This window comes from Actinoplanes sp. CA-030573 (genome assembly GCF_050951115.1).
In the GTDB taxonomy this organism is placed as follows: domain Bacteria; phylum Actinomycetota; class Actinomycetes; order Mycobacteriales; family Micromonosporaceae; genus Actinoplanes.
In genome coordinates this window covers 8629266-8653472 of record NZ_CP192038.1, presented here as the reverse complement: position 1 = coordinate 8653472, position 24207 = coordinate 8629266, and the positions used below count along the sequence as shown (strand labels likewise).

General features: G+C 73.2%; 18 protein-coding genes. 13 read left to right on the top strand and 5 right to left on the bottom strand.

What is annotated here, in order from left to right; all coding sequences use genetic code 11:
- Positions 1 to 3: 3 nt before the first annotated feature.
- Positions 4 to 2298 carry a glycosyltransferase family 2 protein gene (locus tag ACQP2F_RS39930; RefSeq protein ID WP_433297034.1) on the bottom strand — a complete coding sequence of 765 codons (2295 nt, stop codon included), beginning with the start codon at positions 2296 to 2298 and terminating at the stop codon, positions 4 to 6.
- Positions 2299 to 2400: 102 nt separating this feature from the next.
- On the opposite strand from ACQP2F_RS39930, the gene ACQP2F_RS39925 reads away from it, so the two are divergent.
- From ACQP2F_RS39925 to ACQP2F_RS39910, 4 genes are all read left to right on the top strand, one after another.
- Positions 2401 to 4548 (top strand): glycosyl transferase, encoded by a 2148-nt coding sequence (locus tag ACQP2F_RS39925; RefSeq protein ID WP_433297031.1) that lies wholly within the window; start codon positions 2401 to 2403, stop codon positions 4546 to 4548.
- The gene (locus tag ACQP2F_RS39920; protein ID WP_433297029.1) at positions 4532 to 5134 is read left to right on the top strand and encodes a hypothetical protein; all 603 of its coding nucleotides are present in this window, start codon (positions 4532 to 4534) and stop codon (positions 5132 to 5134) included. Before ACQP2F_RS39925 ends, ACQP2F_RS39920 begins: the two co-directional genes overlap by 17 nt.
- A gap of 132 nt (positions 5135 to 5266) precedes the next feature.
- Entirely contained in the window at positions 5267 to 6805 is a 1539-nt protein-coding gene (locus ACQP2F_RS39915; RefSeq protein ID WP_433297027.1) for a hypothetical protein, read from the top strand.
- A 115-nt stretch (positions 6806 to 6920) separates the two neighbouring features.
- Positions 6921 to 7931, top strand: a complete 1011-nt coding sequence (locus ACQP2F_RS39910; RefSeq protein WP_433297025.1) for an O-methyltransferase — start codon at positions 6921 to 6923, stop codon at positions 7929 to 7931.
- Here the strand turns inward: ACQP2F_RS39910 and ACQP2F_RS39905 are convergent.
- Positions 7925 to 8410, bottom strand: coding sequence for a CAP domain-containing protein (locus ACQP2F_RS39905; RefSeq protein ID WP_433297023.1), 486 nt, complete (start codon positions 8408 to 8410; stop codon positions 7925 to 7927). The two genes, ACQP2F_RS39910 and ACQP2F_RS39905, sit on opposite strands and share 7 nt — an antisense overlap.
- Before the next feature lie 234 nt (positions 8411 to 8644).
- Between ACQP2F_RS39905 and ACQP2F_RS39900 the strand changes: the two genes are divergently transcribed.
- Together ACQP2F_RS39900 and ACQP2F_RS39895 are read left to right on the top strand one after the other, a co-directional pair.
- Positions 8645 to 10807 carry a glycosyl transferase gene (locus tag ACQP2F_RS39900; RefSeq protein WP_433297020.1) on the top strand — a complete coding sequence of 721 codons (2163 nt, stop codon included), beginning with the start codon at positions 8645 to 8647 and terminating at the stop codon, positions 10805 to 10807.
- Positions 10804 to 11475, top strand: a complete 672-nt coding sequence (locus ACQP2F_RS39895) for a hypothetical protein (RefSeq protein ID WP_433297017.1) — start codon at positions 10804 to 10806, stop codon at positions 11473 to 11475. The genes ACQP2F_RS39900 and ACQP2F_RS39895 overlap by 4 nt, the downstream gene beginning before the upstream one ends.
- On the opposite strand, the gene ACQP2F_RS39890 is transcribed toward ACQP2F_RS39895, so the two are convergent.
- Complete coding sequence (locus tag ACQP2F_RS39890) at positions 11464 to 13494, bottom strand: acyltransferase family protein (RefSeq protein WP_433297015.1); 2031 nt, start codon at positions 13492 to 13494, stop codon at positions 11464 to 11466. The genes ACQP2F_RS39895 and ACQP2F_RS39890 overlap by 12 nt on opposite strands.
- A 54-nt stretch (positions 13495 to 13548) precedes the next feature.
- On the opposite strand from ACQP2F_RS39890, the gene ACQP2F_RS39885 reads away from it, so the two are divergent.
- The 4 genes from ACQP2F_RS39885 to ACQP2F_RS39870 are packed head-to-tail and all read left to right on the top strand — an operon-like array spanning position 13549 to position 18072.
- Positions 13549 to 15117: a hypothetical protein gene (locus ACQP2F_RS39885; protein ID WP_433297013.1), complete on the top strand. Its 1569-nt coding sequence runs from the start codon at positions 13549 to 13551 to the stop codon at positions 15115 to 15117.
- Entirely contained in the window at positions 15114 to 16088 is a 975-nt protein-coding gene (locus ACQP2F_RS39880; protein WP_433297011.1) for a glycosyltransferase family 2 protein, read from the top strand. Before ACQP2F_RS39885 ends, ACQP2F_RS39880 begins: the two co-directional genes overlap by 4 nt.
- A complete protein-coding gene (locus ACQP2F_RS39875; protein ID WP_433297008.1) occupies positions 16085 to 17620 on the top strand; it encodes a hypothetical protein in 1536 nt (511 codons plus the stop codon). The genes ACQP2F_RS39880 and ACQP2F_RS39875 overlap by 4 nt, the downstream gene beginning before the upstream one ends.
- Complete coding sequence (locus ACQP2F_RS39870; RefSeq protein WP_433297006.1) at positions 17617 to 18072, top strand: GtrA family protein; 456 nt, start codon at positions 17617 to 17619, stop codon at positions 18070 to 18072. Before ACQP2F_RS39875 ends, ACQP2F_RS39870 begins: the two co-directional genes overlap by 4 nt.
- A 130-nt stretch (positions 18073 to 18202) precedes the next feature.
- Here ACQP2F_RS39870 and ACQP2F_RS39865 read toward each other — a convergent pair whose 3' ends face one another.
- Together ACQP2F_RS39865 and ACQP2F_RS39860 are read right to left on the bottom strand one after the other, a co-directional pair.
- Entirely contained in the window at positions 18203 to 19465 is a 1263-nt protein-coding gene (locus ACQP2F_RS39865) for a nucleotide sugar dehydrogenase (protein ID WP_433297004.1), read from the bottom strand.
- The gene (locus ACQP2F_RS39860; RefSeq protein ID WP_433297002.1) at positions 19462 to 21396 is read right to left on the bottom strand and encodes a stealth conserved region 3 domain-containing protein; all 1935 of its coding nucleotides are present in this window, start codon (positions 21394 to 21396) and stop codon (positions 19462 to 19464) included. The genes ACQP2F_RS39865 and ACQP2F_RS39860 overlap by 4 nt, the downstream gene beginning before the upstream one ends.
- Positions 21397 to 21619: 223 nt before the next feature.
- Between ACQP2F_RS39860 and ACQP2F_RS39855 the strand changes: the two genes are divergently transcribed.
- The 3 genes from ACQP2F_RS39855 (at position 21620) to ACQP2F_RS39845 (ending at position 24193) form a co-directional block, all read left to right on the top strand.
- Positions 21620 to 21883: a hypothetical protein gene (locus ACQP2F_RS39855; protein ID WP_433296999.1), complete on the top strand. Its 264-nt coding sequence runs from the start codon at positions 21620 to 21622 to the stop codon at positions 21881 to 21883.
- Between the two features lie 65 nt (positions 21884 to 21948).
- Positions 21949 to 23508 (top strand): signal recognition particle protein, encoded by a 1560-nt coding sequence (ffh, locus tag ACQP2F_RS39850; protein WP_433296997.1) that lies wholly within the window; start codon positions 21949 to 21951, stop codon positions 23506 to 23508.
- A gap of 46 nt (positions 23509 to 23554) precedes the next feature.
- The gene (locus ACQP2F_RS39845; protein ID WP_433296995.1) at positions 23555 to 24193 is read left to right on the top strand and encodes a Uma2 family endonuclease; all 639 of its coding nucleotides are present in this window, start codon (positions 23555 to 23557) and stop codon (positions 24191 to 24193) included.
- The last annotated feature ends 14 nt before the right edge of the window (positions 24194 to 24207 follow it).

Sequence of the window (24207 nt, the reverse complement as noted above, 5' to 3'; positions counted from 1 at the left end):
GGTTTACGGCCGTATCGGGTGCCCTTGGGTTGCCAACTTGGCGGCCAGGTCGGCGTACCGCTCGTGCCCGTGGTGCCGCCGCACGAACTCGGGGCCCCGGGCCGCCTGCGCCCGCAACGCCGCCCGGTCCTGGTGCAGCAGCCGCACGGTCTCGGCCACCTCGGCCGCCTCGCAGTAGACGGCCGCGTCCCCGAAGGTCGCGGCGTACCGGTACGGCAGCAGCGCCACGCAGCCGGCCGCCAGCGCCGTCAGCAGGTCGGGGTCGGGATCGGCGGGCGCGTCCGGCCGTGGCAGGTGCAGGTAGAAGTCGACCTGGTAGAGGAACGACCGCAGGCTCACCTCGGCCGGGCCGTAGACGAGCCACGCCCGCGGCGCGCCGAGCCGGCCGAACGAGCGGGCCGCGGTGCCGTCGGCGTCGAGCAGGCGCACGTCGACCCGGCCGGAGTCGGGCAGCTCGTCCCGCAGCCGCTGCCACTCGGCCCGGCCGCCCCGGCAGCGCCGGCCGACTACCGGCCGGTCCGCGCGCGGGCCGCGCCGGTCGAGCCGCCACTGGCCGGCGTCCACGGTTCCGGGCAGGTCGAACGCGGTCAGCTGGTCGGCCGGCGCGCCGTCGGAGATCGGGTCCTCGGCCAGCGCTGCGGTGAGCAGCCGCCGGCCGTCGGCGCCGGCCGGCGCCCAGAGCGGGCGGCGGCCGAACAGGCGGCGGCTGGAGGCGGCGGCCGACCGGCTCACCAGGGACGACTCGATAACCACACGCTGGGCCCGCACGCCGCTCGGCAGGTCGGGCGCGTGCTGCAGGACGCGGGCCGAGCGGACCACCACGAGCCGGGCCCGGACGTCGTCGGTGAGCTCGACCTGGGTCAGGTCGCCGGAGTTGATCAGGTCCTGCACGGCCGGGTCGAGGTTGCGCGGACCCTCGCGCAGGTGCGAGAGCACGTCCAGCTGCAGCAGGGCGGCGCGCAGGCCGCGGGTCCGGAGCGCGCGGAGCTGCCCGATCCCGGCGGCCCCGGCGCCGCCGGCCGTCGTCCAGTCGCCGGCGAGCACCACGTCGTACGCCCGCGGTCCGCTCTCGCCCCGCATTCGGCGCGGCGCGGCAAACGCGCGAGAGACGCGCGGGTCGGCGCCGTTCGAAACCTTGAGGTGCCAGGCCTGGAACGCTGAGAGGTAGGAACGGCGGGCCGGGTGCATCCAGCCCGGGCGGTAGTCGGCGCTGGAGAGCGAGCCGCCGGAGAGCCGGATCAGCGCGAGCGGCGGCCCGGTGAGGTGGTGGGTGGCGGCCCGGCCGAAGACGGCGCGGGCGCGCTCGACGTACTCGGCGTCGGCGCCCTTGCGGACCGGGTCGAGGTGTCCGACGCGGTTCAGCGCGGCGGTCCGGCGGATCATCAAGGACGAGAGGTTGTACGACCGGGTCTGCTCCACCCCGGGCCGGCTGACCAGCAGCTCGGGCGTCACCCGCATGCCGGTCGAGGTGGTCGAGAAGATCGCGTCGTCGGCCAGCAGGGGCGCGACCTGCTTCTCCAGCCGCAGCGGGTGCGACCAGTCGTCGGAGTCCTGGAACGTGACGAAGTCGCCGGTGGCCGCGTCCAGGCCGGCGTTGCGGGCGACGTACGTGCCGCCGTTGGTCACCATCCGGATCAGCCGCACCCGGGGATCGAGCGCGGTCGCCGCCCGCAGCACCGGGTCGAACTCGGCCGGTGAGCCGTCGTCGACGAGCAGGATCTCGTGGTTGGTCCAGGTCTGGGCGGCCAGCGAGCGCACGGCCGTGAGCAGCGCCTGGTCCGGCCGCCAGGTGGTGACGACGGTGGTGATCCGCGCCGGGTGGCCGGTCCGCTGGGCGGCGCCGGTGACCAGCCGGTCGAGCGCGGCGCCGGGACCGTCGCTCACCCGGCACGACGGGTGCGGCAGCAGCGCCGCGAAGCCCTCGGCCCAGCCGTCGCCGGTTCCGTCCGCGTGCGGGTTGGCGAGGTCGAGCGTCACCGCCGTGCGGATCGCCGGTACGACCCCGGTGTATTCCTCGAGCAGCGTCGTGGCCAGGGTGCGATCGCCCGCCGCGTACGCGAGCTGGCAGTGCAGCCCCTGGTGCTCCGGCGCGATCGTGCCCGCCCGCCGCAACCGGGCCAGCAGGGTCAGCGCCTCGGCCTGGTCCTCCGGTCGCAGGTCCTGCAGGGCGATCACCCGGGCCAGCTCGCCGGTCACCCAGGGATCGCCACCCGCCTCGGCCTGCCGGGCCAGCGGCGCGCGGGCGGCCACCGAGCGGGCCTGCAAGGCGGCCACGGCGAGCGGGTGCGGTTCCGGCATCGGGATCCTCCAGCTGACGAGAGTTCTCTCGGTTCCTTAACGACCGAGAGACTCGGGTGAATTGTCCGTATCGCCCGCTTGGTTCCCCTCGTTTGTCCCCGCGTGCCCCAGTACGACGTCGCCATCCTGTCCGACCTGCGCTACCCGGGCGGAAACTCGGCGAGCATCGTGGCCGAGGTACGCGCCCAGGCCGCGGCCGGACTGTCCACCGTGCTCGTCCACCTGCCGTCCCCGCACCTCAAGCACGCCCGCCCGTTCCAGTCCCGGATCGTCGCCTGTCTGCGGGACGGCCTGGCCGACCTGGCCCACGACGACGGCGCCGAGATCACCGCGCGGGTGCTGCTGATCCGGCAGCCCCGGATCTTCACCGAGGAGCCGGCCGCGGTGCCCAAGATCCGGGCCGGACACACCATCGTCGTGCTCAACCAGCCGCCCGGCGACGAGCGCCACCGCCAGTGCTACTACGTCTTCGACGAGGTACGCGAGCGGGTCGAGCGCCTCTTCGGCGGCGACGTGGTGTGGGCGCCGATCAGCCCGCACGTGCGCGAGAACGTGCTGCAGGTGGCGCCCCGGGCGGCCCTGCCCGACACCGACTGGCACGAGATCATCGACGTCGCCGACTGGGCCGGCGACCGGGTCCGGGAGCCGGGCCCGGTCCCGGTGATCGGGCGGCACGGCCGGCCGGACGCCGTGAAGTGGCCGCGCGACCCGGGTGAGCTGCTGCAGGCTTACCCGGACTCGCCCGAGTTCAAGGTGCGCATCCTCGGCGGCGGCGAGATCGGCGTGCGGCGGCTCGGCCGGCTGCCGCGCTCGTGGGACGTGGTCGAGTTCGGCGCCGAGTCGCCCGAGGAGTTCCTGCGGACGATCGACTTCTTCGTCTACTTCCACGACCCCGACCTGGTCGAGGCGTTCGGGCGGACCATTCTCGAGGCGATGGCCAGCGGCGTGCCGGTCATCGTCGGGCCGCACTTCCGGTCCATCTTCGGCGATGCCGCGCTCTACACCGACCCGGCGGGCGTACGCGGGGTGGTGCGCCGTCTGCATGCCGACCGGCCGGCGTACCGGGCCCAGGCCGATCGCGCCCGGAAGTTCGTGTCCGAGCGGTTCGGCAGTGCCTCGCACATCGCCCGGCTCGCGTCGCTCGGCGTGATGCCCCGCGGCGTCGCGCGCGCCCTCACCGCGCCGGGTGCCACGCGTGCGCTCGCTGGGCCCGGTGTCTCCCGTGCGCTCGCTGCGCCGGGTGTCTCGCGTGCGCTCGCGGCGTCCGGTGTCTCGCGCGCGCTTGCCGACCGCAGGCGCATCGGCCGCCCGGCCCGGAAGGTGCTGCTGGTCGGCGACGACGTGGCCCGGTTCCGGGCGATCGCCCGCCGGCTGCCGCCCGGTCTCGAGGCGGTCGTGGTGGCCGGCACCGCGGGCCTCGCCGACGCGCACGCGGCCGGCCTGCTCACCGAGTACCTGCCGGACGCCGCCGACCTCGGCGTGCCACCGGCGCGGTGGACGGCCTTCGTCCGGGACCGGCTGCGGCACCTGGTCGAGCTGTACGGGCCGCGGGCGGTGCTGGTCGGCGGGCTGCCGCACGACGGGATCCTGGCCGCGATCGAGGACCACCCGCTGACCCGCTGGCTGTGGCTGCGGCCGGCCATGTGGCGGCGTGGGGCCGGCGGCGAGTGGGCGGCGCGAGGCGCGGCCTTCGCCGGCATCCTCGAGCCGGGCGAATTCGCCACGGCCGGGGACGAGGGCTGGACCACCACCGCGCGCAGCGGCGTGTCCACCGTGGACCCGATCACCGACCTACCCGACCGGATCACCCGCCGCGACGGCGACGACACGCTGCTCTGCCGCGGCGTCGAGGCCACCGTGCCCGGCTTCCGGGTCGTCGAGGCCGGCGCCGCCGAGCTGGGCGAGGTCACGCTGGCGGTCTCCCGGGCCGACTACACGAGCTTCCACGAGCTGCTCGGCGCGCGGGTGCCGACGGTCTTCGTGCCCGACCCCGAGGCGGCCGACGACGAGCTGGCCCGGGCCCGGTTCGCGGCGGCGGCCGGGGTGGCGGTCTGCGCCACCGACGACGAGGCGGCCGCGGCCGAGCTGGAGCGGCTGGCCGGCCCGGCGGCGCGGGCCGCGCTGACCCGGCGCTGCGCCGAGCTGTCCTTCGCCAACGGCGCCGGCGACGCGGCCGCGTGGCTCGCCGGGCACTGCCGCGGTCGCGCGGAGGCGCAGGCGGAGGAGGTGGATCGTGCCGGACACCGATGACCTGGCGCTGGCCCGCTGGGAGGTGGCCACGCTGACCGGGCGGCTGCGCAGCCTCGAGGCCGAGCGGGACGCCGCGGTGCTGGAACGGGACCGGCACCGGCAGGCGGTGGCGGCGCTGCGGCGCAGCCGGTCGTACCGGATCGGGCGCATCCTGGTCCACCTCGTGCGCGAGCCGCTGCGTACCGGGCGCTCACTCGCCGGCCGGTTGCTGCGCCGGCGACCGCCCGCCCCGGCCCGTCGGCGGCCCGCCGCGCGCGAGGTGCCGGCCCGGGTCTACGTGGCCGTCGGCCTCGAACCGGCCGCCTCCCAGGAACTGGTCCGGGCGCTGCGGCAGCGGATCGTGGTCAACGCCGACCACCTGCCGGTGGTGGTGACCGATCAGCCGGCCCTGCGCGGCATGCGGGTGCCGGGGGTGGTGCTCGAATATGTGCCCGACCCGGTGACCTGGTCGAAGCACGAGGTCGACGGCTGGGAGGCGCTGCTGGCGACCCGGGTCGCCCAGCTCTGTCGCGACCACCGGGCGGCCGGGGCGATGGTGGTCGACCCGCGTGATCCGCCGACGCTGGCCGAGCTGCTGCGTCACTGACCGACGGGCGGTGTCGTTGGCCGCAGCATGACCGTGCCGTTGCCCAGCCTGTGGACAGTCGCGGATTCTCGTCGTACCACGGCCGTAGAGTCGCCCCACCCAGTGAACGGGGTGGGGTCTGGGTGGGGCGATGTGCCACCCCAGCGGGCGCCGGAGATGCGTTTCGTGGTCGAGGGGCCGCCGACCGGGGCTCTCTGGCGGCGGGCGGTGGCGCGGGCCGCGCTCGTCCCGTTCGTGGTCATGGCGCCGCTCGTGGCGATGGCGCCGACCGCCGACCACAAGTACAACGTGTACTGGCACGGCGGCCTGTTCCGGGACAATCCGCTGCGGATCGTGCCGCACACCGTCGACTCGCTGCCGGGATATCTGCGCAACGGCAACTTCCGGCCATTGGGGCGGATGCTCGAGAAATCCGTCGACCTCCTCGCGTACGCCATGGGTGATGTCTTCGGTCTGCCGGTCAACGTGGCGTTCCGGCTCGTCTCCATCGCCGCGGCCATGCTGCTCGGCGTCGCCGCGCTGGTGCTCGCCGAGAGCGTCGTCGCGCGCGAGCGGCTCTTCCGGCGGCCGCCGTCCACGCTGGCCGCGCTGACGCCGTTCGCGGTCGGCGCCGGGCTGGTCGCGGCCGGCCGGTCGAGTCCGGTGGTGCTGTTCGGCGGGCTCTACCTGACGACGGCCGCGCTGGTGCTGACGATCGCGGCCGCGGCGGCCCGGATCCGGCGGGTGCGCGCCTGGTCGATCCCGCTGCTGATCGTGGGCGGGGCGGCGCTGGCCGCCTTCAACGAGCTGACCTACCTGGCGCTGCCGCTGGCCACGGTCGCGGCGGCGGTGCGCGGCCGATGGGTGCTCGGGCTGCCCTGGCGACGGTGCGTGCCCCTCCGGCTTCTCCTCGGCTGGGCCGGGTTCCTGCCGGTCTTCCTCGCGGTGCGGGTGGTCATCCAGCGCTACTGCGCGGCCGGTCCCTGCTACCACGGCTCCGATGTGGCGGCCGGGCCCGCGGTCCTCGAGACGTTTCCGGTACGCCTGCTGGCCTGGTTGCCGCCGCTGTCGTGGCCGCAGGCCGTCCGCGGCGGCGGGAATCTCTCCGGCGTGGTGCTCGTCCTCGCCCTGGCCGTCCTGGCCGTGCTGGCCTGGCTCGCGATCCGCGATCTGGGCCGGCTGGCCGCCGTGGGCCGTCCCGCCGCCGTAGCCGTGGCCGTGGTCGCGCTGACCCTGCTCGCGCTGGGCGCCGGGCTCGGCTCGCTCAGCGCCGACACCCAGGGCCTGGTCGCGGCCCATCGCTGGGGACAGGGCTGGCGCGACTCGGCGCTGACCGTTCCGGCCGGCGGGCTGCTGGTCGCGGCCGCCGTGCATATTGCGAGGCCCCGGCGGCTGCTGCTCGGCGGCCTGGTCGCGGTGCTGGTGGCCGGCTGCGCGGTCTCGGCCACGGTGAACAAGCGCTTCCGCGACACGGTGATGGAGTCGCCGATCGCCCGGCTCGACAACCGGCTGGCCGAGGCCGTCGCCGACTTCGACACCACGCCGGCCGGCGCGGCCGACCGGTGCGCGCTGCGGGCGCGCTTCTTCGCCCTCAACCCGGGCGGGGCCGGCCTGGCCCGCCGCTTCGACAAGTCGTTCGACGCCGCCGCCGAGCAGCGCGCCGGCGCGCCGTTCTGCCCCACGGCCCGCTGACGCGCGGGCCGCCACCCGCTGAAACGCTGCCCGCCGCCAGCGGTGACGCGGGCTCCGCCCGCGGAGAGTGCGGCCCGTAACTCGCCGACAGCGCCGCCGTTGAGGTGATGTGATGATGAGCCGTTTGCGGAAGCTCAACCGCCGGCAGGCGGCCCTGGTGGCCGCCGCGGCTGTCCTCTGTGCCGCCGACGCCGCGTGCGCGCTGACCGGCCACCTCGGCCTCGCGCTGACCGTCCTCGGCGTCTTCCTGGCCGGCGTCGTCGCGCTGATGATGCTGCTGGCCCGCCGGCTGACCGCGCTGCTGGCGGCCAACCGCGCGGCGCAGCGCGACGTGCGGCAGGTGCTCGACCAGACCCAGCGCCGGCTGCTCGGCGCGGTCGAGGAGATGCTGCTGTCGGCCGGCGACCGGCACCGCGAGCTGAGCGACGCGCTGGCCGCGCAGCAGAAGGCGGCCGCCACCGGCACCGACCGGCTGCTGCGCGCGCAGACCGGCGAGATCGAGGCGCTCGTGCAGCTGTTCCAGGGCTTCACGCCGCGGGCGCCGATGCCGTCCTCGGGCGGGTTCGCGCTCAACCCCACCGACCTGCTCGACCTGCTGCACCTGATCCGCACCCGGGAGCCGAAGCTGGTGCTGGAGCTGGGCAGCGGCACGTCGACGATCTGGATCGCGTACGCGTTGCAGAAGTCCGGCGGCCGGCTGGTCTCGCTCGACCACGACCCCGGATATGCCGAGAAGACCCGGGCCGCGCTGGCCGCGCACGGGCTCACCGACGTGGCCGAGGTGCGCGACGCCCCGCTGCGCCCGGTCGTCCTCGACGGCCGCTCCTTCCCCTGGTACGACACCGAGGCCGTGGCCGACCTGCGCGAGGTGGACCTGCTGCTGATCGACGGGCCGCCGGAGAAGACCGGCCCGGACGCGCGTTATCCGGCCATGCGGGTGCTCGAGGATCGGCTCGCCGACACGGCGACCGTGGTCTTCGACGACGCGCACCGGCACGACGAGCAGCTGGCCCTGCGCAAGTGGGTGGAAACGATCGAGGGCCTCACCGAAGAAGGTGAGGCCCCCGGGCGGCACGCCGTTCTGTCGTACCGCCGCATCGTTCGTCAGCTCAGCACGGCTCAGTAGCCGAACTCCTGGGTGTAGTAGACCGCGCCCGACTTGGCGTAGACCGCGCCGACGCCGAGGGTCCGGGCCTTGCAGTTGAGGATGTTCGCGCGGTGCTCCGGGCTGTTCATCCACGCCTTCACGACGTCGACGCCGGTGCGGTAGCCGTAGGCGATGTTCTCCCCGGCCGGGGCCGGGTACTTGGCCGCCTTCTGGCGGGCGGCGAAGGTCGAGCCGCCACGGCCGGTGTGGCTGAACGCGCCGGTCTGCGCCATGTAGATGCTGTGGCTGCGGGCCGCGGTGGTCAGCCGGGCGTCGACGTGGACCGGCTTGCAGCCGTGCAGGCCGCGCTGCTTGTTGGTCAGGTAGGCGACGTCGCCCTGGAGCTTGGCCTCGCTCACCACCGCGGCGTTCGCCGGTGCGGCGACCATGACCATGCCGAGCAGGGTGGCGGGGATCATGGCGATCAGGGCCAGACGCTTGGTGATCTCGGAACGCATCGGTTGGGACTGCCTTTCGGTGATGGGCGCCCGGCTGCTACCGCCGGGTTCACCGACACAGTTCGGCCCCGCGCGAGCCGCGATGACCCCTCGGCGGTTGCCTTGCCGGGGCCTCTGAGTTGCCGCCCGGTTGGCTAGCCGGGGGCGGTTGCCGTCACGGTGCGTACCGGTTTCTCGTTGGGTTCTTTCGGGAGCTGGCCGCGCCGAAATAGGGAGATACCGACCGTGTACGACGTGGCGATCCTGTCCGACTTCCGATATCCCGGCGGCACCTCGGCGAGCATCGCGGCCGAGGTCCACGCGCAGGCCGAGGCGGCACTCTCCACCGTGCTGGTGCACGTGCCCTCGCCGCATCAGCCCAAGACGTTGCCGTTCAGCCCGCGGATCAGCGAGCTGCTGCGGGACGAGGTGGCGGTGCTGGCCCGCGAGGACGAGCCGGTCCGGTGCAAGCTTCTGCTCGTACGGCAGCCGCGGATCTTCACCGAGGATCTGGCCGCGCCGCCGCGGATCCACGCCGAGCGGACGGTAATGGTGATCAACCAGCCGCCCGGGGACGCCGGGAACCCCTACCGCTACTACGACTTCGCGGCCGTACGTGACCGGGTGCACCGCTATTTCGGGCCGCGCGTGGAGTGGGCCCCGATCAGCTCGCAGGTGCGCGACCAGGTCCTGCAGGTCGAACCGGACGCCCGGCTGGCGGCCGAGGACTGGCACGAGATCATCGACGTGGCGCAGTGGTGGCGCGACCGGGACGGGTTCGTCGGCGACGTGCCGGTGATCGGGCGGCACGGACGCGGCGACCCGGTGAAGTGGCCGCTCGACCCCGAGGACATCCAGCGGGCGTACCCGACCGGCGACGACTTCCGGGTGCGGATCCTGGGCGGCGGCGACATCGCGGTGCGGCGGCTCGGGCACCGGCCGGACAACTGGGACGTGGTCCCGTTCGGCGCCGAGTCGCCCGAGGAGTTCCTGCGCACGATCGACTTCTTCGTCTACTTCCACGACCCCGACCTGGTCGAGGCGTTCGGGCGGACGATCCTCGAGGCGATGGCGAGCGGCGTGCCGGTCATCATCGGCGAGCACTTCCGGCCGACCTTCGCCGACGCCGCCCTCTACGGCACGCCGGACGGGGTCGCCCGCCTGGTCCGCGAGCTCTACGCCGACCCGGCCCGCTACCGGGCGGTGGTCAACCGGGCCCGCGAGTTCGCCGAGCGCCGGTACGGCCACCAGTCGCACCTGGCCCGGCTGGCGGCCTTCGGCATCAAGCCGCGGATCTCCCCGGCGTCGGCGAGCGCGCCGCCGTCGGCCGCCGCCCCGAGCCGCCGGGTGCTGATGGTCAGCGACAACGGCGCCGGCATGGGCCACATCTCCCGGCTCATGGCCATCGCCCGCCGGCTGCCCGGCGACATGTCGGCGGTCATCGCCACCCAGTCGTACGCGGCCTCGGTCGCCCACGGCGAGGGCTTCCTGACCGAGTACATCCCGTCCCGCAAGGTGCTGCAGGCCGCCCACCCGCGCTGGACCGCCCTGCTGCGCGAGCGCCTGGCCCACCTGATCGAGCTGCACGAGCCGGTGGTGGTCGCGGTCGACTGCCTGCCGCACGCCGGCATCGTCGAGGCCGTCCGCGACCATCCCGAGCTGACCTGGGTGTGGGTGCGGCGGGCCATGTGGCAGCGCGGGGTCGGCGCCGACTGGATCACCGAGGGCAAGGTCTTCGACCACGTGCTCGAGCCGGGCGAGTTCGCCTCGGTCGTCGACGAGGGACCGACCGTGGCCGACCGGGCCAATGCCGTACGGGTCGAGCCCATCATGTTCCTCGACGAGAGCGAGCTGCTCGACCGGGTCGCGGCCCGCGCCGAGCTCGGGCTCGACGATCGGCCGGCCGCGCTGCTGCAGCTGGGCGCCGGGAACATCAACGACATCTCCTCGCCGATCAGCCGGATCTGCCGCAACCTCACCGGGCACGGCTTCCAGCTGGTGCTGGCCGAGTCGACGATCGCGACCACGCCGATGCCGCCGGTGCCGGGCGCGAAGGTGGTCAAGCTCTATCCGGTCAGCCGCTACCTCAAGGCGTTCGACCTGACCGTGAGCGCGGCCGGGTACAACTCCTTCCACGAGCAGATCGGCTTCGCGATTCCCACCGTGTTCCTGCCGAACACGGCGACCCGCCTCGACGACCAGGTCGGCCGGGCCCGCTTCGCGGCGGCCACCGGGGTCGCGCTGACCGTCGAGGACCCGGAGTCGGCCGAGCTCGAAGAGGTGCTCGACCAGGCGGCGCGGCCCGAGGTGCGGGCCGGCCTGGTGCACCGCTGCGGCGAGCTGGCGTTCGAGAACGGCGGCGCCGAGGCCGCCACCTGGCTGAGCGGGCTGCCGTCCCGCCGACGGAGGCTGACGTGAGCGACCTCGAGATTCCGAGCCGTCTGGTGCTCGACGCGCCCGAGCGGGCCCGCTGGGAGCTGGCCGCGATGGCGGGCCGCATGCGGTCGCTGGAGGCACGGCTGGCCGAGGAGCAGGCCAGTGCCGAGACCGCCCGCAAGGAGCGCGACCGGGCGCTGCGGCGCTTCGAGAAGCTGCGGGACAGCGAGTCCTACCGGCTCGGCTACGGGCTGGTGTCGCTGGTGAAGGATCCGCTGCGGACGGTGCCGCGGCTGACCCGCGCGGTGCTGCGGCGGCTGCGGGGGCGTCATCGGGCGGGTGCGGCTTCGGGCGTACGCCGGGCGGCCGCCGCCGCGCAGCGCCCGCCGGCCCACCTTTACGTCGCCATCGGGCTCGACATCGCGGCGGTGCGCGAGTTCGTGCTGACCCTGCGGCAGCGCCTGCTGGTGAACCCCGACCACCGCCCGGTCGTGGTGACCGACTGCCCGTCCTTCGCCCTGCTGCGCGACCTCGGCGTGCTCATCGAGTACCTGCCGGACCGGGCGACGTGGGAGCGGCACCGCCCGGACCGCCCCTGGGACGACGTGCTCACCCAGCGCCTGTCCCGCCTCTACCGAGACCACGAGACGGCCCGCACGGTCATCCTCGACGCCGACCATCCGCCCACGCTCGCCGATTTACTGCGGTAGCGCGCGACCGAGGAGCGGGACGAGCGCCTCGGCGTACGTCGTGGTCATGTGGTTGGAGTCGCGGTAGACCAGCAGGTTACCGATCACGGCGGGGCACGAGTCGGTGCAGAACCAGGCGGTCGGGTCGATCACTCCCGCGTACGCGAGGAAGACCGCCCGCTGCTCCGGCCCCCGCACCACCGAGCGCCGGCTGCGCGCGCAGTGGGATGCGTGGCCGGCGTTGGCCGGCTTCGCCAGGCATTCCGGAACCGAGCTGCCCATGTACGGCGTGTCCGCGATCGCCTGGACCCGGGCCCCGCTCCTGCGGATCTCGGAGAACGTGCTGTCCCAGGCGTTCCGCCACTGGGCCGCCAGGTCGCCCGACGGCTTGGCCGGCCGGTAGTTGAAGCTCGACCCTATGACCACCATGGCCGGGCGCAGGGCCGCGATCCGGGCCATCGCCGAGCGGTGGAACGCCGTGCATTCGGTGTACTCGCGCTTGAGCGTGTCGTGCCAGAGCGGCAGATCGGCGGCCGAGCACGAGCTCTTGGTCAGCTCCACCAGCCGCCAGTGCCGCTCGGCGGCGAGCCGTTCCATCGCCGGGAACCATTGCGCCGCATGCGAATCGCCGAAGAGGACGACGGTCCTGGCGCCGGCCGGATCGCCGAAGACGCAGCCGGAGGGCGCGGTGGTGACCGGCACGTCGGCGTGGCAGCCGTTGTCCCAGACCCGGGGCCGGTCACGGGCCGCCTTCGTCAGCGCCGGCGTCAGGTTGGCCGGCAGCTTGTCCAGACCGCGGCCGGCCGCGATCGCCTGCTGGAGAACGGCTCCGGGGTCGCGGGCGGCGGCCAGCGTCGCGCGCAGATCGGCCCGGCGGGCACCGGCCGGGACCGCGTGCGGCAGCAGGGCGAGCGTCACGGCGACCGCGGCGGTGGCCCCGGAGAGCGCCGCGCCCATCGCCAGTCCGCGCGGGTATCGCACGCGGTGCCGCAGCGGGTTCTCGACCCAGCGGTAGGTCGCCCCGGCCAGCCCGAGCGCGACCGTCACCAGCACCGCCTTCGTCGCGATCGAGCCGGTGGGGAACAGCGTCAGCAGCGGCCAGTGCCACAGATACCAGCCGTACGAGAGCCGCCCGATCTCCTGGAGCGGGCGGACGCCGAGCAGCTTGTTGTCGCCGGCCGCGATCAGGACGACGGCGCCGGCCACCGGGATCGCCGCGCGCCAGCCCGGGTACGCGGTGGCGTCGTCGAAGGTGACCGCCGACGCCACGATCGCGGCCAGCCCGGCCCAGCCCGCCCACCGCGGCAGCCGGGTCCGGGCCAGCGCCAGCAGCGCGCCCGCGCCGAGCTCCCAGGCCCGGGTGTGCGGCCCGAAATAGGCCCACGGCGCACTGCGGGCGGTCTCGGTGACGCTGAGCGCGAACGAGACGACGACCAGCACGCCGAGCACCGCCGCCAGCGGCCGGCGCCGCCGCCAGAGGTGCGCGCCGGCCAGGATCAGCAGCGGCCAGACCAGGTAGAACTGCTCCTCGACGGCGAGCGACCAGAAGTGCTGGAAGGGGGAGGGCGGCCGGTCGGCGCTCAGGTAGTCGGTGCCGATCGCGGCGAAGCGGAGGTTGGCGACGTAGCCGGCGGCCGACAACGCGTCCCGGCAATACTCGCCGAGGCGCACCACGGGCAGCAGGAACCGGGCGGCGATCAGCGTGGTCGCCAGCACGACGGTGGCGGCGGGCAGCAGGCGTACGGCCCGGCGGCAGTAGAACCCCGCCACCGAGATCCGCCCGGTCGCCTCGGCCTCGCGCAGGAGCAGCGAGGTGATCAGGAAGCCGGAGATGACGAAGAAGACGTCCACCCCGACGTAGCCGCCGGCCAGTCCCGGAATGCCGGCGTGGGCGGCCACCACCAGCAGCACCGCCACCGCGCGGAGGCCCTCGATGTCGGGGCGGAAGCCGTGGCCGCGTCCCAGCACCGAGGCCGGCAGCGAGTCGCGCTGACTGGGCAGCCGGCGGGCGGGGGATTCCAGAGCCGCTACGTTGCGCACCTGGACCCAACGCGCGTCTCGCAACTTTCGACTCGGCGTTTTCGTTGGGTCTTCGTGACCGCCGAGATCGTTGACGTGCCGCAGCAGGCCGGCCCGGCGGCCGTTCCGCCGTGGGCCGAGGCCACGACGGAGCGGCCGTGGCGGGGGCTGTGGTGGCGGTGCGCGCTGGTTCCGCTGGTGGTGCTGACGCCGCTGGTCACGCTGACCCCGTCGGCCGACCACCGGTTCAACGTCTACTCGAACGGCGGCCTCTACCTCACCCATCCGTGGCGGTTGCCGGTCACCGCCGTCCGGACCGTTCCGCAGTTCCTCGACCTCGGCAATTTCCGGCCGCTCGGCCGGATCCTCGAGTGGTCGCTGGACACCGCCGCGTTCGCGCTCACCGCGTTCCTCGGCATCCCGGCGAACATCGGCCTGCGGGTCGTCTCGTTCGCGGCCGCGATCGTGCTGACGGTCGCCGCGGTGGTGCTGGCCGAGGCGGTCACCGCGCGGCGGCCGCGGCTGTTCGGCGCGCCCCCCTCGACGGCCGCGGCCGTGCTGCCGTTCGCGATCGCGGCCGGGCTGGTGGCGGCCGGCCGGCTCAGCACCACGGTCCTGTTCGGCGGGCTCTACCTGACCACGAGCGCGCTGGTGCTCGGGGTGGCCGCGTGGGCCTGCCGGGCGCGCCGGGCCGGTGTGCTCGTGGTCGTGCTCGGGGCCGCGCTCGCCGCCTTCAACGAGCTCGCCTACCTGGCCGTCCCGCTCGCCACCGCCGCCGTGCTGCTGCGCGGCCGAGTCGTGCTCGGCCTCCGCTGGCTGTCCCCGGAGACGCTGCGCGGGCCGTCGGTACGGTTCGCGGCGCTGCTCTGGGTCGGCTTCCTGCCGGTCTTCGTTCCGGTGCGGCTGCTCATCCGGCAGCGCTGCGCGGGCGGCGGTTGCTATGTCGGCTCGGACATCGCGCTCGGCGGCGCGGCCGGCGCCCTGCCCAACCGGATGGCCTCCTGGCTGCCGCCGCTGATGTGGCCGCGGGCGACCGGCGGCGGCCTGCCGCACCTGGCCGCCGCGGTTCCGGTGCTGGCGCTGCTCGCGCTGGCGGTGCTGGCCTGGTGGACCCTGCGCGGGCTGCGCGGCCGGCCGCAACTCGACCGCCGGCAGGCCACCGGGCTGGCCGGCGTGGCGCTCGTGCTGCTCGTGCTGGCCGGCACGCTCGCTTCGCTCAACGCCGAGGTGCAGGACCTGGCCGCGGCCGGGGTCCTCGGCTCGGGCTGGCGGGACAGCGGCCTCGCCACGGTCGCGGGGAGCCTGCTCGTGGTCGCCCTCTGGCGGCGTTTCGTCCCCGTGCTGCTGACCGTTCTCGTGCTCGCCGGGACGGTCTCGGCCGCCGCCAACGAGGACTTCCGGGACGCCACGGCCGCGGGCCGCTACCCGTACCTCTACGACCGGATCGCGCAGGAGGTCGCCGGCTTCGACCGGACTCCCGCCGGCGACGCCCGCCGCTGCGCCCTGCGCGCCGCCTTCATCCAGACCTCGACCGCGAATCACCACGGCGTGAACCAGCGGGAAGTGGAGCGTTTCGACATGAGTCTCGATCGGGCCACCCGGCAGCTGTCCGGCCGCCGCTTCTGCACCGCGGCGCCCCGATGACCGCGCTCGTGTCGGTGGTCGCGCCGATCTACAACGAGGGTCCAGGCGTCGACCGGTTCGTGCGCCGGCTCGGCCAGGTGCTCGGCGACGCCGGCCTGACCTACGAGCTGGTCCTGGTCGACGACGGCTCGTCCGACGACTCCTGGGACCGGATCGTCCAGCACGCGCTGGCCGACGAGCGGGTGCGCGGCATCCAGCTCTCCCGCAACTTCGGCAAGGAGCCGGCCGTGCTGGCCGGGCTCGAGCACGCGGCCGGCGACGCGGTCGTGGTCATCGACTCCGATCTGCAGCACCCGCCGTCCGCGATTCCGGCGATGGTGCAGCGCTGGCGGGACGGCGCGCACGTGGTCGAGGCGGTCAAGCGCAACCGCACCGGGCAGGGCCTGATCGGGCGGCTCGGCGGGAAGGTGTTCAACCGCGCGTTCACCCGGCTGACCAAAGTGGACCTGGTCAACGCGACGGACTTCCGCTTGCTCAGCCGTACGGCGCTGGATGCTCTTCTCCGCATGCCCGAGCACTCGTCGTTCTTCCGTGGCACGTCGAGCTGGATCGGCTTCCGGCGCGACACCATCGAGGTCGACATCGACCACCGCGAGGGCGGCGAGTCCCGCTGGACGTTCCGTTCGCTGTTCCGGCTCGCGGTCAACGGGCTGACCTCGTTCACCTCGGCGCCGCTGCACCTGGTCACGCTGGGCGGCCTGGCGTTCGCCGGCTTCGCGGTGCTGCTCGGCGCCCAGACGCTGATCCGCTGGCTGCGCGGCGGCTCGGTGGCCGGCTTCCCGACCGTCATCCTGCTGCTGCTGGTGATGGGCACGTTCGTGCTGCTCGGCCTGGGCGTGATCGGCGAATATCTGGCCCGCATCCACGAGGAGGTACGCCGCCGCCCGCGCTACCTCGTGCAGGAGAAGTCGGCCCGGTCGGTGGCCGAGGTCCCCGAGCAGTGGGTGGTCGCCGTCGAGGAGCGCAAGTGACGGCCACCCTCGCCGAGCCCGTCGCCACCGATCTCGACCGGACGGCGTGGCGGCAGCTCTTCGTCCGCTGCGTCGCGGTGCCGCTCGCCGCCACCGCCCCGCTGCTCAGCCTGGTCGCCGGCTCCGATCACCGCTACAACGTCTACTGGCACGGCGCGCTCGTCCAGCAGCACCCGCTCCAGATCTTCGGGCAAAACCTCGAGACCATTCCCATGTACGTGGACTTCGGCAACTTCCGGCCGCTGGGGCGCATGTTCGAATGGGCGGTCGACGTCGGCGCGTACCTCTTCGCCGAGGTCACCCACCTCCCGGTGCAGGTCGGTCTCCGCCTGCTGTCGGCGCTGGCCGCCGCCCTGCTCACCGCCGCCGCCGTGGTCTTCGCCGAGGCCCTCACCGGCCGCGGCCGGCTCTTCGCCGCGCCGCCCGCCCGCTCGCTGGCCCTGCTGCCGTTCGCGATCGGCTGCTGCCTGTGCGCGGCCGGCGGGAACAGCGCGACCGTCCTCTTCGGAGGGTTGTACTTCGGCACCGCCGCCCTGGTGCTCGCGGTGGCCGCCTGGGTCTGCCGCGCTCCGCGGCTCGGCGTGCTGCTGATCGTCGCCGGCGCCGCCCTGGCCGCCTTCAACGAGATGGCCGCGATCGCCCCGCCCCTGGCCACCGCCGCGCTGCTGGCCCGCGACCGGCTGGTGCTCGGTGTCCGCCCGCGGCTGCGTCCGGCCCTGCTGCTGTGGCTCGGCTTCCTGCCGGTCTTCGTGCCGATGCGGATCGCGCTGTTCCTGGCCTGCCGGGACGGCGGCTGCTACCGCAACTCCGACCTCAAGCTCGGCGCCGGCGTGCTGACCGCGCTGCCCAACCGCCTGACCGCGTGGCTGCCCCCGCTGCAGTGGGGCGAGGCCCTGCGCAACGACGCCCAGCCGGTGAGCAAGGTGGTGCTGGCCGTCTCGCTGGTGGTGTTCGCGGCGCTGGCCGCCCGCCTGTTCGCCGGCTTGCCGCGCCTGCCCCGGCTCGACCGCGGTCAGGCCGCCGGCCTCGCCGCCGGCGCCGGGGCGCTGCTGGTGCTGGGCGCGCTGCTCGGCTCGGTCAACGAGCAGGGTCAGATGGCCGCCGCCGCGGGCCGCTGGGGCGTCGGCTGGCGCGACAGCGGCCTGACCGCGGCCGGTGGTGCTCTGCTGCTGACGGCCTTGCCGGCCCTGGTCACCCGCCGCTTCGCAAGCCGCACCGCGCTGGTCGCGCTGACCCTGGCCGGCGCCGGCACCGCCGCGGTCAACCAGTCCTTCACCCAGACCAGCAACCGTCTCCCGTACGCGACGGTGACCGCCCGCATCGCCGCCGAGGTGGCCCAGTTCGACCCGTCTCCCGCCGGCCAGGCCCGGCGCTGCGACCTGCTCCGGCAGTTCGACGACATCTTCCGCCGGACGCCCTACTCGCGTTTCGCCTCGGGCGAACTGCCCGGCACGCACAGCGCCACCGAGCGCATGGACCTGACGGCGTCGATGGCCACCCGCCAGATGTACGGCCGGCCGTTCTGCCGATGATCGCCCGCCTGGTCCGCTATGCCGTCAGCGGTGGCGCGAGCGCCCTCACCCACTTCGGCGTGGGACTCGTCCTCGCCGACGGCCTGGGGGTGCGGCCGGTGACCGCGTCGGCCGCCGGTTTCGCCGCGAGCGTCGTCGTCTCGTACGTCCTGCAGCACGCCTGGGTGTTCCGCTCGACCGCGGCCCACGCCCGCGCCGGCGCCAAGTTCCTCACCGTGACCGCCGCCGCCTTCACCTTGAACACCGCGGTCCTGTGGCTCGGCACCGAGGTCCTTCATGCCCCCTATCCGCCGGTCCAGGCCGTGGCCCTGGTCGCCATCCCGCTGCTGAACTACTCGCTCAACTCCCGCTGGACGTTCCGCCCCGAGCCCGACCCGTTTCCGCTCCCGGCCGACTTGCACCCGCCCCGCGAGCGCTTCCCCGTCGAGGATGAGGTGCATCCGCAGAGCTGATCGCCCGGGCTCTGCTCACTCTGCTCACCGATACGTCCGCCGCAAATGCTGTCGCCCCGCACGCCGATCGGGATGCGACCGGCGAACAGGGCGACGCGCGTATTGGTGAGCAGAGCAAAGGGCCGCGCCGTCAGAGGCGGTGGGCCTCGCGGACCGTCGTCACGCCGCGGGTGTCGAAGAAGCGCTTCGCCACCCGGGCCAGGTGGTCGGCGTCGTACTCGCGGTGGTGCTGCACCAGGATGACCAGGTCGGCGGCCGCGGCGGCGCCCTCGAGGTCGTCGGTCCGGGTCACCTCGACGTCGCCGACGGTCCAGGACGGGACGTGCGGGTCGTGGTAGAGGACGGTCGCGCCCAGGGTGGCCAGCTGGCGGGCCAGCGGCGTGGCCGGCGACTCGCGCTGGTCGGCGATGTTCGCCTTGTAGGTCACGCCCAGCAGCAGGATCGTGGCCCCGTGCACGGCCTGGCCGTCGGCGTTCAGCAGATTCTGGGCGCGGCGGGCGACGTACGAGGGCATCGTCGCATTGATCTCCTGCGCGAGCTCGACGAAGCGGAACGGATAGCCGAGCTTGCTCCGCACGTTGTGGGAGAGGTAGTTCGGGTCGATCGGGATGCAGTGCCCGCCGACGCCCGGACCGGGGTAGAAGGCCTGGAAGCCGAACGGCTTGGTCGAGGCCGCGTTGATCACGTCCCAGAGGTCGATGTCGAGCTCGTGGCAGAACCGGGCCATCTCGTTGACCAGCGCGATGTTCACGTGCCGGTACGTGTTCTCCAGCAGCTTCGCCGTCTCCGCCTCGCGGGTCCCGCGCGTGCGCACCACGGTGTCGACGAACCGGCCGTAGAAGGCGGCCACCCGGTCGGCGCAGGCCGGGGTGTAGCCGCCGACCACCTTGGGCGTGTTGCGCGGGCCGAAGCGCTCGTTGCCGGGGTCGATGCGCTCGGGGGAGAAGGCCAGGTGGAAGTCGATGCCGGCGGTCAGGCCGGAGAGCTTCTCGAGCAGCGGGCGCACGACCTCGTCGGTGGTGCCGGGATAGGTGGTCGACTCGAGCACGACCAGCATGCCGGGGCGCAGGTTGCGGCCGATCGCCTCGGTGGCGCCGACCACGGCGCGCAGGTCCGGGCCGTCGCCCTCGGCGAGCGGGGTGGGCACGCAGATCACGGCGGTTCCGGCGGTGCCGATCACCTTCTCGTCCGCGGTCGTACGGAATCCGCCCGCCAGCATCTCGGCCACATCCGCGTCCCCGAGGTCGTCCACGTGCGACCGGCCGGCCGCGAGCGAGTCGACCACCCGCTGGTTGACGTCGAAGCCGAGGACCTTCATGCCGGCCCGGGTGGCCTGCTGCGCGAGCGGCAGACCGACGTACCCGAGGCCGAGCACCACAACATCAAAAGTCACGAAATTTCCTCTTTTCTGGGTGCCACGGTGGCGTCGGAGGAGGAGGAAGAAGAGGACGAAGATGTGGACGAGGACGAAGAAGACGACGAGGACTGAGCCGGCGCGGACGGCTGCGAGGGCAGCGCGATGTCCGGGTGCACCAGGTCGTCCGAGCGCGTGCCCTGTCGCGCCACCAGCGGCGTGCGCGGCGTCGAAGCCGGCGCGGCCGGCGCGGTACGAGCGGCCGGCGCGCTGGGACCGGCCGTCAGCGCGGCCGTCGCGGGCCGGGGCGTGGCCAGCTCGTACGGCGACGGGAACGGCAGGTACTTGGGCAGGAACTCGGCCAGCAACGCCGCCTGCTCGGCCGCGGCCGACGCCGACGAGTCGGTGTCGTTGAGGCAGAACGCGTCCAGGTGCCGGTCGTGCAGCACCCGGGCCAGCCGCATCGGCGTCGCCGGGTCGGCCAGGTCGGTGTACATGTAGTTGATCTCGCCCGGGGCGGCCCGGCCGGTCAGGTACGAGTAGTACTGCTGCAGCGAGCTGAGCAGCGAGACGTCCTCGGGATGCCGGAACTGGTGGCCGGCCGTGGCCGTCACGTGCTCGGCGAAGCGCAGCTCGATCTCGGCCAGCACGCTGCGGCGGGACGGGTGCGGCGTGTGCTTCATCTTGCGGGTCAGCACCCGCCCGAAGGCTTCCTGGATGAGCTTGCGGTTGTTCTTGCCGGCCGAGTTGACCGGCGCGTCGCCGGGGCTCTTCGGCGCCGAGTCGACCAGCGCGGTGGACGGGAAGAACCGGGTCAGGCCGCCGGGCGTGAAGAACATCTCGGGCGGCACCGGCCGGGCGATGAAGACGTCGTCGTTCAGGTAGAGGAAGTGTTCGGCCAGCCCCGGGATCCGGTGCAGCCGCGACTCGATGGCCTGCGAGTTGAAGGTCGGCAGCCGCCCGGTGTCGCCGAAGATCTCCCGGTGGCTGACCACGGTCAGGTCCGGCCGGGAGGTGTCCAGCCAGGCCGGCACCTGGTCGTCGGTGACCAGGAAGATGTGCCGCACCCAGGGGGCGAAGGCGTGCAGCGCGCGCAGCGAGTAGCGCAGCTCGTCGCGGGAGGCGAACCGCGAGTCGTTGGCGGCCTGGCCACTGACCTCGGCCACCCAGCCGTTCTCGCGCAGCGCGGCGGCCTTGCGCTCGCGCCAGGCCGGGTCGCCGCCGTCCACCCAGGTGTAGACCACGTCGATCGGGAAGGCGATCCGGTCCGGACTGACCATGGTGAAGATCTCGCGGGTCCGGTACGAGGCGGGGTCGCCGGGCGCGCTGAACGACCCGAAGACCGCCTCGGGGGCGTCGACGATCGGCTCGCCCAGGGGCACCACGTCGGCGACCGGGTTGCTGCGCGGGCCGACGAGGGTGCCGTCCACGGTGCGCCAGAACTCGATCTCGCAGCCGTACTCGGGGCCGAACACCAGGGTGCCGCCCGGATCGGTCACGGGCCGGCTCAGCCTCAGCACGTCGGCTTTCCGCCGGCCCCGACGGCCGTGCGTGCCCTGCGGGCGGACCACTTCGAGCAGGCCGGCGTCGCTCGCGCTCAGCGTCTCGAGCAGGGAGATCACCCGGTTGCGGTCCTCTTCCCGTACGGCCACGGCCGAACCGGTGAGCGAGTCGATCGGGATGCGGAACCATTCGATGGCGGCCGTCTCCAGAGCAGTCACCACACGATCGAGGTTCTCCCGGCGTACGCCCGCGGGTGTCGCCTGATCGGTCACCCGGGCCGTGACGCGCCCCAGCCCGGACCGGCCCCGCGCGAGCGCCGCGCCGCCCCCGGCCAGCGGAACCACCCGCCGTGCCGTCGCCAGCCGCCGCTCGGCCGGCAGGTAGCGCAGCAGCTTGTGTTGCACGCCGGCCATCACCCGCCGGCGCACCGGCCAGGGCGTGTGTCGCAGGATCCGCCGTATAGGCACGCCGTCGTCCTTCCGCCGGGGGTCCGTCGTCACAAGGCCTCAACGGCCTGTCCGGCCCGAGGTTGCGGTCGATATCGGTACGGACATGCACTTGCGTGACGCCTGATATCGCCGGTATACGCCGTTTGGCCGGTGGTGCGCGGGTAAACGGCCGTGCTCGACCCCTACGGGTGCGCTCAGGGTTACCGCCGATGGGCAGGGTTGCTCGCCTGAGGCATGGTGGATGGGCGAGGTTTTCGACCCGGGGGAGGACCCGATGGGCAAGGCTGTGGCATTTCTGGTCGCGCTGATCCTCGGCGTGATCGTGGTCGGCTGGGTGGTCAGCTCCTTGATCGGGCCCGCGCTGTTCTACCTGATCGTGGGCGCGCTCGTGGTCGGCGGCGGCCTGTACGTGTACGGCAAGGTCAAGAAGTCGATCGCGCCCGGCACCCGCACCCAGCGGCGCATCGAGGCCGCCCAGAAGACCTACCGCATGCGCAACCGGTGAGCCGGAACGCGGGCGGCTAGGCTTGGCGGCATCGACTTCACTCTGACCAACGGGAAGTTCCAACCGTGTTTGACACTCTGAGTGACCGCCTGTCCGGAATCTTCGGCAAGCTCCGGGGCAAGGGCCGGCTCACCGATGCCGACATCGACGCCACCGCTCGCGAGATCCGCCTCGCGCTGCTCGAGGCGGACGTTGCGCTGCCCGTGGTCAAGTCCTTCATCTTCAACCTGAAGGACCGCGCCCGGGGCGCCGAGGTCTCCCAGGCCCTCAACCCCGCGCAGCAGATCATCAAGATCGTCCACGAGGAGCTCATCAACATCCTCGGCGGCGAGGGGCGGCGGCTGCAGTTCGCCAAGAACCCGCCCACCGTGATCATGCTGGCCGGTCTGCAGGGCTCCGGTAAGACCACGCTGGCCGGCAAGCTGTCCCGCTGGCTCAAGAACCAGGGACACCAGCCGCTGCTGGTCGCGGCCGACCTCCAGCGCCCCAACGCGGTCAACCAGCTGCAGGTGCTGGGCGGCCGGGCCGGCGTCGAGGTCTACGCGCCGCAGCCCGGCAACGGCGTCGGCGACCCGGTCCAGGTGGCCAAGGACTCCATCGAGTACGCCCGCCGCCAGGCCAAGGACATCGTCATCGTCGACACCGCCGGCCGTCTCGGCATCGACGCCGAGATGATGCAGCAGGCGCGCGACATCCGGGCCGCGGTCGACCCCGACGAGGTCATCTTCGTCATCGACGCCATGGTCGGCCAGGACGCGGTGCAGACCGCCGAGGCGTTCCGCGACGGCGTCGGCATCACCGGCGTGGTGCTCTCCAAGCTCGACGGCGACGCCCGCGGTGGCGCCGCGCTCTCGGTCCGGCACGTGACCGGCGAGCCGATCCTCTTCGCGTCGACCGGTGAGAAGCTCGAGGACTTCGACCTCTTCCACCCCGACCGGATGGCCAGCCGCATCCTCGGCATGGGCGACGTGCTGACCCTCATCGAGCAGGCCGAGCAGGCCTTCGACGAGGACCAGAAAGAGAAGATGACCTCCAAGCTGCTCGGTGGCGAGCAGTTCACCCTGGAGGACTTCCTCGAGCAGCTGACCGCCGTGCGCCGGATGGGCCCGATCGCCAACATCCTCGGCATGATGCCCGGCATGGGTCAGATGAAGGCCCAGCTCGACGAGCTCGACGACTCCCACTTCGACCGGGTCACCGCGATCATCCGCTCGATGACCCCGCAGGAGCGCACCAACCCGAAGATCCTCAACGGCTCCCGCCGGGCCCGCATCGCCAACGGCTCGGGCGTGACCGTCATGGACGTCAACCAGCTGCTCAACCGCTTCGCCGACGCGCAGAAGATGATGAAGCAGATGACCGGCATGATGGGCCTGCCCGGCGCCCGCCGCAAGGCCACGAAGAGCCCGAAGAACAAGCGCAAGGGCACCAAGGGCGGCAGCTCCCGTCCCCGCGTCGGCGGCGCCGGCGGCGGCATGCCGGCGGGCTTCCCGGGCGGCATGCCCCAGCTCCCGCCGGGCCTCGACCCGAACGCGCTGGGCGGCGGGGGTGCGGGCGGGTTCAAGCTCCCGAACATCGACTTCAACAAGCTGATGAAGCAGCCGAAGAAGGACGACGAGAACTAGTCGCGTGCACATTAGGCGTTGAGCAACTAGGCGAGGGTCCAGTACGGTGGACATCGATCCCATCGAGGAGGATTCGATGACCGCTGCGCTGCCCCTCGCCGGGCAAGACTTGATTGACTATCTGCTCGGCCGGGATGACCTGACCGTGGATGACCTGACTGACCTTCCTGAGGATCTTCGCTGTGAGTTGATCGACGGAAGGCTCGTCTTGACCCCCAATGCCCTTCCCATCCATCAGACCATCAGCATGAGACTCGGCTATGCGCTGGAGGAGAACTGTCCGCCTGACCTCGTCGTCAACGTGGAACAGCGCGTCCTGCTCGACCGCCGTAATGAGTTCCGGCCCGACGTCATGGTCTTCACTGCGGAGGGTTCCCGCCGATCGCCCGTCCCGGCGGCCGACACCCTGCTCGTCGTCGAGGTGATCTCGCCGTCGTCGCGCCGCAACGATCGCCGGGACAAGCTCGAGCGGTATGCGGATCTTCGTATACCCGCCTACTGGATCATCGATCCGCTGGCCGAGCGGGTCACCTTCACCCAGTATCTGATCGGACCGGACGGCGCTTACGAGGGCCGGCCGCCCACCGACGAACTGGTCGTCCTGGACCAGCCATGGAAGATCACGCTGGACCTGCCGGCCTGGACCCGCCGGCGCGCCTACCTTGACGAAGCAGCCCGGCCCTGACGACGTCGCCGTGA

Coding starts and splice junctions, on each gene's coding strand:
- ACQP2F_RS39910 (WP_433297025.1), top strand. CDS start 6,921: ATGAGCCGTTTGCGGAAGCTCAACCGCCGGCAGGCGGCCCTGGTGGCC.
- ACQP2F_RS39905 (WP_433297023.1), bottom strand. CDS start 8,410: ATGCGTTCCGAGATCACCAAGCGTCTGGCCCTGATCGCCATGATCCCC.
- ACQP2F_RS39880 (WP_433297011.1), top strand. CDS start 15,114: ATGACCGCGCTCGTGTCGGTGGTCGCGCCGATCTACAACGAGGGTCCA.
- ACQP2F_RS39870 (WP_433297006.1), top strand. CDS start 17,617: ATGATCGCCCGCCTGGTCCGCTATGCCGTCAGCGGTGGCGCGAGCGCC.
- ACQP2F_RS39930 (WP_433297034.1), bottom strand. CDS start 2,298: ATGCCGGAACCGCACCCGCTCGCCGTGGCCGCCTTGCAGGCCCGCTCG.
- ACQP2F_RS39855 (WP_433296999.1), top strand. CDS start 21,620: ATGGGCGAGGTTTTCGACCCGGGGGAGGACCCGATGGGCAAGGCTGTG.